This window comes from Arthrobacter sp. StoSoilB22 (assembly GCF_019977315.1).
Taxonomy (GTDB): Bacteria; Actinomycetota; Actinomycetes; order Actinomycetales; family Micrococcaceae; genus Arthrobacter.
In genome coordinates, this window is sequence record NZ_AP024652.1 from 729,158 (window position 1) to 745,158 (window position 16,001).

Genomic DNA, 16,001 nt, shown 5'->3' on the forward strand with positions numbered 1-16,001 from the left:
GTATTTCTTTTTCGTAAGTCCTACTTTTCTGCACTTCCAAGAGGGTTGCTAGAGGAAAACTATGGAAAGAAATGCACTTCTTCGCGTATTCTCAAGAAATGTCGCCTGTGAGCTGGAATCGCGAAGTAGCATCGCCGTCGTTGTCCGCTGCGTCCCCTGAACTGGACGTCATCAGCCTTGGCCGCCGCGTGCGCCATCTGCGCAAGCAGGCCGGGCTGACGCTGGATGACTTGAGTGCCGCCGTCGGGACCGCCCCGAGCCAGTTGAGCCTGATCGAAAACGGCAAGCGCGAACCCAAACTGGGGCTGCTGCAGCAGCTCGCCGCGTCACTGAATGTGACCATCGATCAGCTGCTGGGGGCCGAGCCGCCCAGCCGCAGGGCAGCCTTGGAAATCGAGCTGGAACGGTACCAGCGCGGGCCGCTGTACGAATCCCTGAATCTGCCCAAAATCCGCATCAGCTCGCGGCTTCCGCTCGATGTGCTGGAGTCGCAGGTGGGGCTGCTTCAGGAACTCGAACGCAAACTAAATGAGCAGGTGGCGACGCCGGAAGAAGCCCGCCGCGCGAACGGCGAGTTGCGTGCCATGATGCGCGAGCGCGGTAACTATTTCCCCGAGTATGAGGCGGAGGCGCAGAAGGTCCTCAAAGGGGTCGGCTACACCACGGGTCCGCTCAGCCAGCACGTCATTGCGGACATCGCCGAGAACCTTGGATTTACGCTGCATCACGTGGGCGATTTGCCGCACTCCACGCGGTCCGTGACCGATTTGAAGAACCGCAGAATTTATCTTACGCAGAACCAGCGCCAGGATCACGATCCGCGGTCTGTTTTGCTCCAGGCGCTGGGACACTACGTCCTGGGTCATGAAACTCCCCGGAACTACGGGGACTTCCTGGCGCAGCGGGTGGCCACCAACTACTTTGCCGCGGCGTTGTTGCTGCCGGAGCAGGCCACGGTGGAGTTCCTGCAGAAGGCCAAGGCCGCCAAGGAAATCGCCGTGGAGGACATCCGCGACGCCTTCGCAGTCTCCTACGAAACCGCTGCGCACCGCTTCACCAACCTGGCCACCAAGCACCTGGGCATCACCACACACTTCCAGAAGACCCACCAGTCCGGCATCATCTACAAGGCCTACGAGAACGATGGCGTGGCCTTCCCGCAGGACCACACGGGGGCCATCGAGGGTCAGCCGTCGTGCAAGGCATGGACTTCCCGTGCAGTGTTCGATGTGCCGGACAAGTTCAGCGCGTACAGCCAGTACACGGACACGCCATCGGGCACGTACTGGTGCACGGCGCGTACGGAACGTTCGGCGGCTGGTGAATTTTCCTTGAGCATCGGCGTGCCTTACCAGCATGTGAAGTGGTTCCGTGGCCGGGAGACCACGGCGCGGGCAACGTCAAACTGCCCGGACCCGAATTGCTGCAAGCGTCCCCCGGCCTCGCTGGCGAACGAGTGGGCCGGCAATGCGTGGCCCTCCGCCCGCGCACACTCGCACCTGCTGGCCGCCATGCCCCCGGGTGCGTTCCCGGGCGTGGACGAGACCGAGGTGTACAGCTTCCTGGCGGCCCACTCCGAGCGCTGACGCTCTCTCACGTCCCGCGTGTTAGAGCCGATCGCTCTCTCACGTCCTGCGTAGTGGGCTATGGCGCTTGCTGCCAAACCCTCAGATTAGAGGGCCGGGCTACTTCATGAGATGGCTGGTGCTCAACAGTCAATGCGGCGGCGCCCGGCCCCTTGAAGGTCTTCGCGCCTGAGGAGTAGCCTGCACGCAAGAAGCGGAGATTGCAGGATTGGCCTAGGAGCGCGGCATGAATGTGCTAAGCCAGATACTCGCTGGATCCACCGGCCTGGCACTGATAAGCGTTGGCGTCCTGGAGATCTTCTTCCATGGCGACCAACGGTTCCACCGGATCTTCCTGATCAGGCCGGAAGACGTGCGCGCAGTTCGGATGTGGGCGATGAATGTTGGAGCCTACAACATCACCTTCGGCCTTGGCATCGCAGTGGGCCTGTGGCTAGTGAACTTCTCAGGCACTCCCGCCAGCGGGTCAGCCATAGTGATTTTCTGCTGCGCGTGCCACGTCTTCCTTGGTTTCTGGCTGTGGGTCACAGAGAAGCGCCTCCTGCTCAGCGCCATCGGCCAGGCGCTCTTCCCGGCGTTGGCAATCGTCTTTTACCTTGTATTTCGCTAGGGGGTGGTAGTTGGCGAAGGCTGGTCAAAGGGCAGCGGGCGAGCCAGGGATCAGCGGACCAGTCGCTTCACCAGCACGGCCGCAGCATCAACAACCTCGTCGGCCTCGTGCTTGGAGGCGCTCAGGGCAACTTCCTGGCCGGACACAGTCACGATGTCCGTGATCACGGCTACGGTGAGTCGGCCCAGGGTGTCGTCGCTGGCGCCGAGGAGCACGGTGTTCTGCCGGACCCACTCGCGCCCACGTTCCCGCCGCAGGACTTCGAAGCCTGGGGGAGTGTCGCCCTCGATGAACACGCGCTCCAGGTCCCGGTGCTTCCACGTGTAGTCGAAGTAGCTCCGGCTGCCTACGTTGAAAAGTGCCAGGGGATCGGATTCGCCGGCCTTCCGGGCTTTGGCCACGGCCGCGGCAACGAGCTTTTCGTGTTCGTTTTGGTAGTCGTCCCAAAGTGCGAGGAAGAGTTCGGTTTTGCCACCAAAGTGGTGGTAGAGGCTGCCAACGCTGGATCCCGCGCGGGAAACAATGTCGGAGATGCTCGCGTCGGTGAAGCCATGTTCCACGAAAACGTGGGTGGCAGCGTCCAGCAGGTTGCGTTGGGTGGCTGCTGTCCGGGTCCATTGCCACGAGCCCGCGTTGCTGGCTACTTCGGACGTCTTACGGACCACGCTTGGGCTCCTCTCGCAGGCAGGACGTAGATCGGAGTGTCGGACGGCTATTTTCTGGAATCCTACCTCCGAAAGAATCCACATAGCCAACAACAAGTCTTGACTGAGCCTTGAACTGCGGGAAATAATTCTGGAAGTCTGTTCTAGAAATACACATTGCGGCATGTATCCGAATGCTGCGATTTTTGACGCAGGACGCCCCGAAACCCGGGTGCCGTTTTTACCGTCGGGCTGCAACTGGTTGAATCGCTATATAGCGCCAACTGGTCGCAGCCAAACAAGCCAGAGAGGAACGCGGCCTGATGTCCGTTTCAAGCAAGTCGTCCGGGATCACGTCGAACAGGTGGTTCAAGCCCGTCGTCGTCACCGCAGGAGCTTTGGTGGTGGCACTGATCCTGGTGCTCGTTGCTCAATGGCTCCGGACCCTTCAGCCCGTGCAGCAGTTCCTGGTGGACTACCCCGGGCACTCGGCCATTCCCGAGGGCACCCCCACTGGCTTCCCCGCGTGGCTCGGGTGGCAGCACTTCCTCAACATGTTCTTCATCGTTCTGATCATCCGTTCGGGCTGGCAGGTACGCACCACCACCCGCCCGGCCGCCAACTGGACCAGAAACAACAAAGGTCTCATCAAGACCAAGAACCCACCCACCAAGATCAGCCTGGATCTCTGGTTCCACCTGACGCTGGACGCACTCTGGGTCTTGAACGGCATCATCTTCATCGTGCTCCTCTTCGCCACCGGCCAGTGGTTGCGCATTGTCCCCACCAACTGGGACGTCTTCCCGAACGCGGTCTCAGCAGGCCTGCAATACGCCTCGCTGAATTGGCCCGTCGAAAACGGCTGGAACAACTACAACAGCCTGCAGCTCCTGACCTACTTCATCACGGTCTTCATCGCGGCCCCGCTGGCCATCATTACCGGAATCAGGATGTCCGGTGCGTGGCCCAAGAGGGCCGCGATCAACAAGTTCTACCCAATCGAGCTTGCCCGCAAGATCCACTTCCCAGTGATGATCTACTTCGTGGCCTTCGTGATTGTCCACGTCACGCTGGTGCTGGCAACCGGCGCTCTCAGGAACCTCAACCACATGTACGCGTCCACTGACGATAACAACAGCTGGTGGGGCTTCGGCATCTTCGCTGCGTCCATTGTCTTCACCGCGGCGGCCTGGTTCCTGGCCCGACCACTGTTCCTGCGGCCCATTGCCTCGCTGATGGGCAAGGTCTCGCGTTAGCGTCCCCACGTTCGCACAAAGAAAAACTTCGCGCAAAGAAAACAGCCGCCCCGGAAGTGTTTCCGGGGCGGCTGCTTGCGTCTGTAACGAGAGAGGCTAGGACAGAGCCCCACCCTGCCACAGTGCATCAAACGGAGCGCCGGAGGACACCCGGTTCTTGATACCGGCAGTCACGAAAGCTTTCGCGGTGCGGGCGGCTTCAAGGGGCGTCGCGCCCTTGGCCAGTTCGGCGGTCACAGCGGCAGCAAGCGAGCAGCCGGCACCGGACACGGCCACTTCGCCAACCTTCGGGGCGCGCAGGACCTCCAGCGTCTCACCGTCGTAGTAAACGTCGACGGCGTCAGGGCCTTCCAGCCGCACCCCACCTTTGGCGAGGACTGCTGCGCCGCTGATTTCATGAATGCGAACGGCGGCAGCCTTGAGGGACTCTTCGTCGGTGATGGTGAGCCCGGACAGGGACTCGGCTTCAAAGTGGTTAGGAGTCACGAAGGTAGCCAGCGGCAGGATTTGTGCCTTCAAAGCTTGGTCGGTGTCCAGCGCGTGTCCCGGTTCCTGGCCCTTGCAGATCAGCACCGGGTCCAGCACCACGTGCTTGAACGCGCCATCAGTCAGCGCCTTCTCCACCGTGCTGATGGTTGCCGGGCTTCCGAGCATGCCGATCTTGACGGTGTCCAGCACCGATGGTGCGCCGGAAGCGGCACCGTAGGCCGCCGTCGTGGCCTCCAGTTGGTCTGCGATGACCTGCTGGTCCACCGGCACAAAACGGTGGTTCCAGTTGTCCTTCGGGTTGAAGGAAACGATGCAGGTGAGGTTCGCGATGCCGAACACGCCGAGTTCCTGGAAGGTCTTGAGGTCGGCCTGCGCGCCGGCGCCTCCGGTCGCTTCGGAGCCGGCAATGGTCAGGGCAATGGCAGGGGCAACGGCTGAAGTCATGGTTTCCATTTTGCCAGTTTCCCGGTCGTACGCCGATTCCGGCCCGTGAAAGGTGCTCGTGAGGCCTAGCCGTGCAGCGCCCTGTAGGCAGCTTCGGCCGCCGGATGCAGCGGGATACCCGCGGTGTTGATGAGCGTCTCCGGGCTAAGGAATTGCACGCCGGTGCTGGATGTGGGAACCAGATCCTGGGCTTGTTCCACCAGCACCTCCACAGTTTGCCGAACAACATGGTCGGCCAGGTCCCTGCGGCACAGGAGTAGGTTGGCAACGCCCACCGTCCAGACGGCGGGAGCGTTGCCATAGCTGTTTGCGGGGATCAGGACGCGATCGTAAAAGAACCCCGACTGAGCCCGCGTCGCCGGGATGAGCTCGGAAATATCCAGTAGCCGAAGTCCAATGTCCTTTGCTGCGGCAGCGATGGGAGCGGTGGGCACTCCTCCCGATTGGATCATCACGTTTATTGAACCGTCCTGCAGTGAGGCCAGGGCCTGGTTTAGGCCGAGGTTGACTTGCTTCACGGCGCGGGGCGGCTCAGAAAGTCCCGCAGCAGTCAGGATGCGTCCAGCGGTCAGGGTGGTCCCCGAGCCCACTTCACCCACGCCCGCGGTCTTCCCGGCGAGGTCTGCCAGGGTCCGTATCCCGCTGTCTTCGCGGACGATGCAGTGGACATAGTTCTGGTACACCTTGCCCAGCGCCACCAAACCCTCTCCGGTCCGGCTGGTGGCAGCGGCCTGGGCTGCTGCATCTGCCAGTGCGACGGCGAACGTCGCCTCGCCGGATAAGACCCGCTGGATGTTCTCCAGACTGCCGCCAGTGGTCAATGCGACGGCCCTTTCGGCGATGCGCTCCCGCTGCAACAGGCCTGCCAGGAGAGTGGCGAACTCCAGATAGAAGCCACCGGATTCACCACCGGCAACCGTGAGCTCCTGCAGGGGTTCCTCCGGCGTGCAGGCGGTGGTCGTCGCGAGCAGGCTGCCGCCCAGGCCGATCGCGATGGCGGTTTTGAGGGCGTTCCGCCGGGAGAACCTGGGTAAGTCAGGCATGCGTGCCCTCCTTGGGTTTCACGAACTCGAGGCGGGCCGTCAGGCCATGGGGATCGCCCGGCTCCAGGATCAGTCGCCCACCGTTTGCCTGCGCCAGCCGCTCCACGATGGTCATGCCCAGACCGTTGCCGGGAATCTTGCTGTGCTGCGGCGCCCGCCAGAACCTGGTGGTGGACGCGGCCAGTTGCTCGGCTGGGAGGCCGGGCCCGTCGTCGGAAATCACGACGGCGGTGCCGCCTTGCGTCGGCTGGGTCGCCACGGAGATACGCGCAGCGGGGGCGTACTTGATGGCGTTGGCGAGGAGTTCGCCCACCATGTGCGCGAGTTCGTCGGGGTCGCACATGATGTGGTTTTCCGAGGTTGGGGCCAACAGCGTCAGCTGCGATCCTGCACGGTGAGCGGCCGGCGCCGCCCTTTCCACTTCACCCTGCAGGACCGGGTAGGGGTCGATGACGGCCAAGCGTTTGTGCTCTGCTTCTTGCACGCGCGCAGCCCCCTCAAAGGCGCGGTGTTCCGCCGCGGCCAGCTTCAGCACGCCGTCGAGCATTTCCTCCACCCGCTCGAGTTCCGCAACGACGCCGGCGGCTGCCTCCTTCTCGGGTTCCGATCGCAAGGCGAGCTGCAGCAGATCGATGCGCAGGCGCAGCGCGCCAACAGGGTTCCGGAGTTGATGTGAAGTGTCGGCAATGAGCCGGCGCTGCGACTCCATACTTTCGGTCACGGCGTCGGCCATAGTGGTGAAGGAGCGGCTCAGCTCGCGCAGCTCAGGCGGACCGGCTTCAGGAAGCTGGCTGGTTTTGCCCGTGGATTCCAACTCGTGGACAGCTTTGCTCAGTCTGTGGACGGGGCGTAGCACCCAGCCGGTGATGCGCGATGCCGCCAGCAGGAGCAGCGCACCCAGCGCCAAGGCGGCGGTTCCGACGGCGAGCCAGCGCTCCCGTAGCTTCTGCCGGGCCGCGTCGAGGTCCACTTCAAGGACTACCTCGCCGAGTACCTGGCTGGCGGTGCCGAAAGATCTTGAAATAGTGTCCCCGCCGGAGCCAAAGGCACGGATGGGGCTGAGCGTGGTGTCGCTGAGGTTGAGGCTCGCCCGGTTCAGAGCATCCCTGACCTCGGGCTGGTCCTCGCTGAGGCCGCCGGAACGGAGGGTTTTCTGTTGGAGCCGGATCAGAATTCCTTCATCATATAGCTCTGAGTATCGGTCCATCTCGCGCTGGAGTTGGGTGGTGTCGTTATCCTCCGCAGCTTCGCTGGCCAGTTGCGCAAAGCGGTTCAGGGCTGCGACGCGGTTGATTTGTAGTTCCTGGGTGAGTTCCCGGCTGGCCGAGGTCAGGATCACACTGGATACCGTCACCACGATGATCACCACCAGCAGGCTCAGGATGCCGAGGACGCGGACTTTCACGGTTGCTCGACGCGATAGCCGACGCCGCGGACGTTGATGATGAATCCGGGAAGCTGGAGCTTGGACCTGAGGCCGGTCAGGTGCACGTCCAAAGAACGTGAGTGGGCCAGGAAGGCGTCGCCCCAGAGCGCGTCAAGGATCTGCTCACGCGTGACAACCGAGCCTGCGTTCCTGACGAGGAGGCTCAGGAGGTCGAACTCCGTGGCGGTCAGGGCCAGTTGTCTTTCCCCGACGGCGGCCGTGCGGCGATCGAGGTCTACTTCCAGTTCTCCGAGCACGATGCTGTGCGGCGTTGCATTGCCCGCCCGATTGGTTCTGCGCGTCACGGCCTCGATTCTGGCCAGCAATTCCACGAGCTTCACCGGCTTGACGAGGTAGTCATCCGCTCCCGAACGAAGTCCAAGAACCACACTGCGTTCGTCGTCGCGGGCCGTCAGGATCAGGATGGGGATCTGCGTGACCTGGCGGAGCTTCCGCAGGACATCCAAGCCATCCAGGTCCGGAAGGCCGAGGTCAAGGAGGATGACCTCGTGCTGGCGGTGGGCCAGGAGTGCGTCCTCGCCGCGGGAAACCCGGGTGTGCTTATGGCCAGCGGAGGCGACGGCAGCGCTCAAGGCCGACGCCATGGCGTCGTCATCCTCGACGATGAGCACGTGCACTGTCTGGGTCCTTCGGTTCGCTGGGCTGGCTTCACTGGTGGGGTTCGCTGGGCTGGTTCGCTACTAGAGCTTAACGTTGCGAGGCCCGCTCTGCGCCCTTCGGAGTATCCAAAGTGCGCAGAACGGGCCTCACAAGGCAGGCAGGCTAGGCGTCGACGCGAGCCTTCATGCCGTCGTCGGTTTCCTTTGCGGTGCCCTTGGCGACGAAGGCGTTGCCCTGCTCCGCATCCAAGTGCGTCGCCTTCTTGTTCTTGAGGGCGAAGATGTACACCAGCAGCGAAATGAAGATTGCGGCCGTCACGTAGGTGAAGAAGAGGTCCACCTGACCCGACTTCTGCAGGGCCGCACCGATCAGCGGAACCGTGCCACCGAACAGCGAGTTGGCAATCGCGTATCCGAGCCCGACGCCGAGGGCACGGATGGATGCCGGGAACAGTTCAGCCTTCACCAGCGCGTTGATGGACGTGTAGCCACCCACCATCAGCAGGCCGCCGAACATCAGCAGGAACGCCACGAACGGATCCTTGGTTCCAGCAAGGGCGGAGAGTAGCGGCCAGGTGAACAGCACCCCGGTCACGCCGAACCAGATCAGCAAGGGCTTGCGGCCAACCTTGTCCGAGATCAGGCCGTACACAGGCTGCAGCAGCATGAAGATCAACAACGCCCAGAAGTTGATCACTGAGGTATCGGTCTTGGCGATGCCGGATGTATCGTTCATGAACTTCAGGATGAAGTTGGTGTACGTGTAGAACGCCACGGTGCCGCCAAGGGTGATGCCGATGCAGATGAGCAGTGGCTTCCAGTGCTTGGTGAGCAGGAGCTTCATAGTGCCAGGCTGGGCCTCGCCCTCAACCTTGACGTGGGCGGCGCGGAGCTGATCGGAGGACAGCGTTTCTTCCATGGAACGGCGGAGCCAGAGAACAACCAAAGCAGCGACGCCACCGATGGCGAATGGAATCCGCCAGCCCCACGCTGTCAGGTCTTCCTTGCTCATGGTGTTCTGGAGGATGACCAGCACCAGGAGTGCCAGCATCTGACCGCCAATCAGCGTCACGTACTGGAAGCTGGAGAAGAAGCCTCGACGCTTGGCCGTCGCCGCCTCGGACATGTAGGTAGCGCTGGTGCCGTACTCCCCGCCAACCGAGAAGCCCTGCACCACACGGATGAACACCAGCAGGATCAGGGCCCAGAGGCCGATCACGTCCTGCGTCGGCAGGATCGCGATGGCGAAGGAACCGGCCGACATCAGCGTCACGCTGAGCGTCAGCGCAGCCTTGCGGCCCTTCCGGTCGGCATAGCGGCCGAAGAACCAGCTACCGATGGGACGCATGAGGAACGACGTCGAGAAGACAGCCATCGCCTCAAGGCCTGCCTGCAGATCGTCCGAGGAGTTGAAGAAGTGCGACTGGAAATACGCCGCGAAAACCGTATAGACGTAGAGGTCGAACCACTCCACGAGGTTGCCCGCGGAGCCCTTGAGGATATTGCTCACGGCCTTGCGTGTCTGGGCGGCTTCGCTCAGAGGTGCAGCTTGTTGGGTGCTCATCAATGAACCTTCCTGGACGGCAGCGTTTTGCAACGGCCGTGTCTTGCATGAGTTCGTTCTGTCCATGAAGCTCGTGCTCATGGCGTCCTTGCGCATGGCTCTTCGTCGACTAAGAAAGGCCCTCCGGGGTGAAGAGGACATGTTCCAAACTATGGGTGATGCACGGCACAGCCCTAGTCCGCGGGGGATTTCCTAACACTTCCTTAGGTTTCGGGTGACGTCGGTTAGTGCTCGACGGCGGGCGCTCGCCACAGGATTCCCGGCTGCCGGTTCGGCTGTGGCTTTCCCGGGCGGCCGGGGTTATCTTCTTGGCATGGGTGCAGTTCTACGAACCGCCCGCGCGGTGAAACGTGAGGCAGCCAGCATTCCGCTGCCACCAGGGCAGGTTGTGGGCCTGGTGCTGGATGTAGTCCTCGATCGTCTGCATCCGGCCTCCGTCCTTGGGCGCGACGCTCACCCTGGGCGCGACGTCCGACGCCGGGCGGCCGGTGCGGGCTTGGCTCTGGCCGGTGCGGGGATCACCGCTTGGGCTGTTGCGGAGCGCCGGCGTAAAACGACTGGAAGCTTTGCTCTGGGCCACCCCGAAGGTTTGGTGACCAGCGGACCCTATGCGGCGAGCCGCCACCCGATGTATTTGGGGTGGTGGCTGATTCACTCAGGTGTGGCGGTTTCCAGGGGTTCCGCTTGGGCTCTGGTGACTTTGCCTGCTGGAATGCTGGTGGAACATTTGGGCGCGCTGTGGGAAGAAAATATGCTCAGGGAGCGATTCGGCCAGGCCTATGCCGACTATCAGAGAGACGTTCCCCGCTATGTGGGCTCGCCCATCTGGTTGATTCGCACCAGCTTCCACACTGCGAGGCGGCCCACGCCGGCAGCGGCTGCGATCGACAAGGAAAACAGAAACGAACCCGTGGACGAAAATGCGCCGAAGGGTACGCACATGAGCAAACCCGCAGCGAAGAATGCGGCCACGTGAACCCACTGGTTCCGAACGCGTCGGAGGGCCAGTCCGAGGAGTGATCCTACTGCGGCACCAACTGCCCACTCGGGACTTTGGCTGGACAGCAACACGCAGAACGTCAAGTGCGCTACGGCGATGCCCAGAGTCAGTCCTTTGCCTCCCAGTACCACCCGATCCCTCGGTCCGTAGCGCCATCCAGTGGATGGGCTCCTTGTTGCCAGTGCGTACCCTTCATCGATTGACCACGGATCCTGACTCATGACTACCTCCGAGGGATGTGAGCGAGGGATCGGCTCAAGGGGCGATTATGTGAGAGAGGGATCGGCTTTGCCCTTGGCGATCTGATTCAGCGCACCAGCCAGGGCGGGGTACTGGAAAGAGAATCCTGCGTCGAGCAACTTGCGGGGCTCCACCCATCTGCTCTTCAGCACCAGCTCCGTTTGCGTGCGGATCAGAACGGCACCGGCCTCGAGCAGCCACGCTGGAGTGGGAATGCCAAAGGGGACACTCATACTTTGCCGAACAAGTGACATCAGCTCCCGGTTGTCCACGGGGTAGGCCGTTGCCGCGTTCACCGGACCCGTCACTCCGGCATCCGCGTGGATAAATACCACCACACCGAACAAATCCTCCACATGGATCCAGCTGAACTTCTGCGTGCCCGGGCCCATGTGCCCACCAAGGCCGAGCCTGGCCAGGTTCCGGAGGGGGCTCATGACCCCGCCGGCCCCCAACACGATCGCAATGCGTAGCGGAACCTTCCGCGTAGCCGGCACAACGACAGCCGCTAACTCGTTCTCCCAAGCGCGGGCCACATCCACGGAGAACCCGCTGCCCAGTTCGCCCGAAACCTCTGATTGTGGGTGATCTTCCGCATGCCTATAGATGGTTCCCGTACTCGAATTGATCCACGTCCGGGGCGGTTCGGCGCAAGCAGCCACAGCCCGGCCCAACGCACGCGTGGTCAGAACCCGGGAGTCCAGAATCTCCCGCCGGTGCTTCTCGTCGTAACGGCAATTCACAGACCGTCCGGCGAGGTTCACCAGCAGTTCGGCGCCGTCCAGCGCTTTGGTGATGGCGCCGTCGTCGTCCCATTGTGCGTCAGCCGAAGCGTCCCGCCCCACCGTCCTGACCTGCCAGCCTTCTTCAAGAAACCGACGCCTGAAGTAACTGCCAATGAAGCCGGAAGCACCTGCGATCACCACCGTCCGCGGCATTATGAGTCTTCCTTGACGCTGCGTACGAGCCCCAGAACGTCGTCGAACACTTTGCTCACGCCGGGAATCTTCGCCAGCGACAGGCCGCGCGCCACCAGCGGGGCAGCGCCGTCGATCAGTTTGCGTGTGCGGCGTTGGCCTTCGGACCGGTCATAAACCCAGAACAGCGCCACGCCCATGTACGCCAACCACAGCAGTTCGGGCAGATCGCCGTCCAGTTTCTTGGCGACGGCGGGGGAGGAACCGTCGACGGCGGAACGGAAGATCGCGAGTGAGGCCTCGCGGGCGGCGGTGGACGCCTCGCCAAACGGGTTGACGGGCGACGACGGCCGGATCGCCGTCGCGATGAAGTCGGAACCGAACTGGTGGTACGGAGACATGACGTCGACGCCGGTGTGCAGCACTGCTTTCAGGCGCCCCGCGAGATCCTGAACCCCTTCGAGGGCCTGCGCCGCAACTACGGCGTGCTCATCCTGGACTTGGATGTACAGCTCCTGGACCAGCTCGTCCTTGGAAGCGAAATAGTAGTAGGCGTTACCTACCGACACTCCGGCCTCCTGTGCAATGGCGCGCATTGTGGTCTTCTCGAAGCCGATCTCACGGAACATCTTCAGCGCCACATCGGCCACCAGTTGCCGGGTCTGTTCACTCTTTGCTGCCATCAGCTGCTCCTTGCGTGAAGTTTTGAACGTGTTCAAGAATGAGTATGTCACGAGTTCTGAACGTGTTCAAAAGTTTATGTGATCGAGCGTTTGGTTTAGGCCCGCGGGATGTGAGAGAAGGTGGCCCGAAAGGGGGTGGGATGTGAGAGAGGGTGCGTGGTGGGAGAATGGAACCGGTGCCGGGCCGAATGCCCCACCAACCACAGTGCTAATACAGCGGGGCACCCTCAATAAGGGGGCCTGCGCGAACCACTACGAAATGGATGACCCATGCCCTCGCCCTCAGGCTCCAGTACCTTGAGCAAGCCCGCGCCGCGCTTTGCGTCGATCGGCTCCCCGTATTTCGGCATCATGCTGGCCATCATGGCCGTGGTGCTGATCCTGTCCAACATCGGCGCCTCCAAGGGCGTTGTGCTCGGGCCGATCATCACAGACGGCGGGTTCTTCCTGTTCCCCATCGCCTACATCCTGGGCGACGTGATGAGCGAGGTCTACGGCTTCAAAGTTGCCCGCAAAGCGATCATTACCTCCTTTGCGTTGTCGGTCTTCGCCTCGCTCTGCTACTGGATCATCATCGTGCTGCCCGGCTTCAACGACGAGTACGGAACCGCCAAGCAGGCTGCCATTGAGGGCGCCCTTGGTCCCGTGCCTCAGATCGTGCTCGCTTCCCTGCTCGCATTCCTGGCAGGACAGACCATCAACTCGTGGATCCTGGTGAAGATGAAAGCCCGCACCGGTGAAAAGAGCCTCTGGGCGCGCCTGATGGGCTCGTCCGTGGTGGGCGAATTCGTGGACACCCTGATTTTCTGCAGCATCGCAGCGTCCGTCATTGGCATCACTGACGCGGGTTCGTTCCTGAACTACGTCCTGGTTGGCTTCGTGTACAAGACCGCCGTGGAGTTCCTGTTCGTACCGGTCACTGTGCTGGTGGTTGGTTGGATCAAGAAGCGCGAACCGAGCTACGGGGCAGCCGCAGCCTAGGCTTGTGCTGAGCCGGAAACGTGTGAGTTCGCTGCTCCGGCGTTCTCGCGCTGCTCCGGCCACCCTCATCTCCTGAGCGCTTTCAGAACACGCGCTTTGAACTCCTGCTCCTGAAACAGGTCCTTCCATTCCACCCGGATGAAGAACCAGCCGTCCTCTACCAAGGCCTTCTCCCGGCGTCGTTCCTCAAAGATCACCCGGTCAGTGCGGGCGTACTTGAAGTACTTGACCTCCCCGTCGAATTCAAGGGCCACCTTCTCTTTCTTCCATGCGAAGTCCATCCGGTGCCGACCAACCCGACTTTGCACTTCCACTTGCGCCGTGGGCATGGGCAATTTGAGGCGGGCGAGTAGTTCCCTGCACAGAGTTTCGCCAGGAGATTCGGAACTGGGGTCAGCATTGGCCAGGCATCTCTGCAAGGTACGGCAGCCTCGTCGTCCGGAGAAAGTACTTGAGTGGGCTTGCATGAGCTGCTTGTCCGCTCCGAGCCGCAGCCCGTGATCCATGATGATCAACGCTTGCCGGTAATTCAGAGTCTTGGCACAGTCCAGAACAGTCCGCTCAAGGTCGGTGACCCGGAGGAACTCCACAGTGGTGATCTGGGAAGGCGGCAACCGTAGTTTGTGCCCGCGAACATCTTTGCCGAGGCGCTCACTGGATGGGTTGGTGGGAAGTGTGACGTGGATGGTTTGATCCACGTTCCACAGAAAAAGTCCGTGCAGCCTCGCCGCCGACGTGTGGCTATAAACGTAGCCGTCGGTGGACGTGGTGAGGGTTCCGTGTGCATGTGCGTGGATCAGTAGCTTGCCGCGGACGTCATCCGGCTGATTTGCCCATGCCGCGCGGCGTATATAACAGCCGTGGCGCACTCGGATGAGGTCACCCTGGCGGACCAGCGTGCCGATTGCCCGTGAACTGAGTCCCAGTTCATTGAGCTGCCTGATGCGCCAAAGGGCTCCAAGTTGGGGGAGGGTAGCAGTTGGTTTCTGACTCATCACCCCAGCCTTAGGCAGGCTGGACGCCGAAAGTAGCCCCCGCCGTCGTTATGTGGACAACGGCCGAGTTCGCCGGACCTGTGCCCGGCCGCGGGAGTTGTGCAGGTTCGCCGGGCATGCCCGGCGAACGTACACGGCTCCGGCGATCTCGGCGCGACTAGGAGTAGTACCGGCCCAGGGTCTCCGCCTTGAACTCGAAGAACTCCCCGGATTCGATGGCCAGGCGGGCGTCGTCCACCATCTTCACCACGAAGCGCTCGTTGTGGATGGAGATGAGCGTTGCCGAGAGCATTTCCTTGGCCTTGAACAGGTGATGGATGTACGCGCGCGAGTAGTTCACGCACGTGTAGCAGTCGCAGCCATCCTGCAGTGGTCCGAAATCGGCCTTGTACTTAGCCCCGGACAGGTTGAACCGGCCAAAGGGCGTGTAGAACGCGGAATTCCTGGCCACACGGGTGGGGGAGACGCAGTCAAAAGTGTCGGCGCCGTTCTCGATTGCCGTGAAGATATCGTCCGGCTCGGAGATGCCCAGCAGGTGCCGTGGCTTGTTCTCCGGCAATTCCTCATTGCACCAGCGCACAATAGTGCCCAGGTTCTCCTTCTCCAGCGCACCGCCGATCCCGTACCCGTCAAAGGGCATGGCGCCGAGGTCCTGGCATGCCGTGCGGCGCAGGTCCTCATACTGGGCTCCCTGGATCACCCCGAACAGGGCCTGGTACGGCTTGCCCTCGCGGGAGGCGGTTAGGGAAGCATGCTCCTCCAGGCACCGCAGCGCCCACAACCGGGTCCGTTCCAGCGACTCCTCCTGGTACGCCCGCGAGTTCTGCAGTGTGGTGAGTTCGTCGAAGGCAAACATGATGTCCGCGCCGATCTGGTGCTGTACCTGCATGGAAATCTCAGGGGAGAAGCGGTGCCGGTCCCCGTTGAGGTGCGACTTGAACCAGACGCCGTCGTCGTCAATGTGTGCCAGCCGTTCCTTGCCCGGAGCCACAGCGTCATCAGGCCCGGAGCTGTCCACATTCTTCATATCGATGACCTTCTTGAACCCCGAGCCCAGGCTCATCACCTGGAATCCGCCGGAGTCGGTGAAGGTCGGCCCGGACCAGTTCATGAAGGCACCCAGTCCGCCCGCGGCGTCCAGGATTTCCGCTCCCGGCTGCAGGTACAGGTGGTACGCGTTGGCCAGCACGGCCTGCGCGCCAAGGTCCGCAACGGACTCGGGCAGTACGGCTTTGACCGTGGCTTTGGTTCCGACGGCGATGAACGCGGGCGTCTGAATGGTTCCGTGCGGCGTGGTGATGGTTCCGGTGCGGCCCAGGAAAGAACCGCCGTTGGCGGCTATCTGGGCGTCCGACGGCGAGCACGTCTCGGTCAGGCGCTGGCCCACCGAAAAGGAGAACTCGGATTGCCGGTGGGACAAACCGGGCAGCGCAGGGGAAGATGCAGGGGCAGATGAGGAAGCTGGCACGCTTCCAAGTGTGCCAGCTTTACCGTGAGTAACCC

At 62.3% G+C, this 16,001-nt stretch carries 15 protein-coding genes; 5 read left to right on the forward strand and 10 right to left on the reverse strand.

What is annotated here, in order from left to right; all coding sequences use genetic code 11:
* The first annotated feature begins 71 nt into the window (after positions 1–71).
* Entirely contained in the window at positions 72–1,586 is a 1,515-nt protein-coding gene (locus LDN70_RS03505; protein ID WP_142936712.1) for an XRE family transcriptional regulator, read from the forward strand.
* A 226-nt stretch (positions 1,587–1,812) separates the two neighbouring features.
* On the forward strand, positions 1,813–2,196 hold the full coding sequence (locus LDN70_RS03510) for a DUF1304 family protein (protein WP_142936711.1): 384 nt from the start codon (positions 1,813–1,815) through the stop codon (positions 2,194–2,196).
* A gap of 50 nt (positions 2,197–2,246) precedes the next feature.
* Here the strand turns inward: LDN70_RS03510 and LDN70_RS03515 are convergent, their stop codons facing one another.
* Positions 2,247–2,861, reverse strand: a complete 615-nt coding sequence (locus LDN70_RS03515) for a TetR/AcrR family transcriptional regulator (RefSeq protein ID WP_166841347.1) — start codon at positions 2,859–2,861, stop codon at positions 2,247–2,249.
* A gap of 302 nt (positions 2,862–3,163) precedes the next feature.
* On the opposite strand from LDN70_RS03515, the gene LDN70_RS03520 reads away from it, so the two are divergent.
* Entirely contained in the window at positions 3,164–4,096 is a 933-nt protein-coding gene (locus LDN70_RS03520; protein ID WP_223941748.1) for a cytochrome b/b6 domain-containing protein, read from the forward strand.
* A 96-nt stretch (positions 4,097–4,192) separates the two neighbouring features.
* Here the strand turns inward: LDN70_RS03520 and LDN70_RS03525 are convergent, their stop codons facing one another.
* The 5 genes from LDN70_RS03525 to LDN70_RS03545 form a co-directional block, all read right to left on the reverse strand.
* Positions 4,193–5,029: a hydroxymethylpyrimidine/phosphomethylpyrimidine kinase gene (locus LDN70_RS03525; protein WP_446698031.1), complete on the reverse strand. Its 837-nt coding sequence runs from the start codon at positions 5,027–5,029 to the stop codon at positions 4,193–4,195.
* A gap of 65 nt (positions 5,030–5,094) precedes the next feature.
* On the reverse strand, positions 5,095–6,072 hold the full coding sequence (locus LDN70_RS03530) for a TAXI family TRAP transporter solute-binding subunit (protein WP_223941749.1): 978 nt from the start codon (positions 6,070–6,072) through the stop codon (positions 5,095–5,097).
* Positions 6,065–7,477 carry a sensor histidine kinase gene (locus LDN70_RS03535; protein WP_223941750.1) on the reverse strand — a complete coding sequence of 471 codons (1,413 nt, stop codon included), beginning with the start codon at positions 7,475–7,477 and terminating at the stop codon, positions 6,065–6,067. The genes LDN70_RS03530 and LDN70_RS03535 overlap by 8 nt, the downstream gene beginning before the upstream one ends.
* Positions 7,474–8,136 (reverse strand): response regulator transcription factor, encoded by a 663-nt coding sequence (locus tag LDN70_RS03540; protein ID WP_166841351.1) that lies wholly within the window; start codon positions 8,134–8,136, stop codon positions 7,474–7,476. Before LDN70_RS03540 ends, LDN70_RS03535 begins: the two co-directional genes overlap by 4 nt.
* A 145-nt stretch (positions 8,137–8,281) precedes the next feature.
* On the reverse strand, positions 8,282–9,682 hold the full coding sequence (locus LDN70_RS03545; RefSeq protein WP_223941751.1) for an MFS transporter: 1,401 nt from the start codon (positions 9,680–9,682) through the stop codon (positions 8,282–8,284).
* Positions 9,683–9,896: 214 nt separating this feature from the next.
* Here LDN70_RS03545 and LDN70_RS03550 point away from each other — a divergent pair, with 214 nt between their 5' ends.
* Positions 9,897–10,658: a methyltransferase family protein gene (locus tag LDN70_RS03550; RefSeq protein WP_223941752.1), complete on the forward strand. Its 762-nt coding sequence runs from the start codon at positions 9,897–9,899 to the stop codon at positions 10,656–10,658.
* A 290-nt stretch (positions 10,659–10,948) separates the two neighbouring features.
* Here LDN70_RS03550 and LDN70_RS03555 read toward each other — a convergent pair whose 3' ends face one another.
* Both LDN70_RS03555 and LDN70_RS03560 read right to left on the reverse strand, forming a co-directional pair.
* Positions 10,949–11,863 carry a TIGR01777 family oxidoreductase gene (locus LDN70_RS03555; RefSeq protein WP_223942587.1) on the reverse strand — a complete coding sequence of 305 codons (915 nt, stop codon included), beginning with the start codon at positions 11,861–11,863 and terminating at the stop codon, positions 10,949–10,951.
* On the reverse strand, positions 11,860–12,522 hold the full coding sequence (locus LDN70_RS03560) for a TetR/AcrR family transcriptional regulator (RefSeq protein WP_223941753.1): 663 nt from the start codon (positions 12,520–12,522) through the stop codon (positions 11,860–11,862). The genes LDN70_RS03555 and LDN70_RS03560 overlap by 4 nt, the downstream gene beginning before the upstream one ends.
* 270 nt (positions 12,523–12,792) lie before the next feature.
* Here LDN70_RS03560 and LDN70_RS03565 point away from each other — a divergent pair, with 270 nt between their 5' ends.
* Positions 12,793–13,503, forward strand: a complete 711-nt coding sequence (locus LDN70_RS03565) for a queuosine precursor transporter (protein WP_223941754.1) — start codon at positions 12,793–12,795, stop codon at positions 13,501–13,503.
* A gap of 65 nt (positions 13,504–13,568) precedes the next feature.
* Here LDN70_RS03565 and LDN70_RS03570 read toward each other — a convergent pair whose 3' ends face one another.
* Both LDN70_RS03570 and tgt read right to left on the reverse strand, forming a co-directional pair.
* Complete coding sequence (locus LDN70_RS03570) at positions 13,569–14,498, reverse strand: type IV toxin-antitoxin system AbiEi family antitoxin domain-containing protein (RefSeq protein ID WP_223941755.1); 930 nt, start codon at positions 14,496–14,498, stop codon at positions 13,569–13,571.
* A gap of 157 nt (positions 14,499–14,655) precedes the next feature.
* Positions 14,656–15,966 (reverse strand): tRNA guanosine(34) transglycosylase Tgt, encoded by a 1,311-nt coding sequence (gene tgt / locus LDN70_RS03575; protein WP_223941756.1) that lies wholly within the window; start codon positions 15,964–15,966, stop codon positions 14,656–14,658.
* Positions 15,967–16,001: the final 35 nt, after the last annotated feature.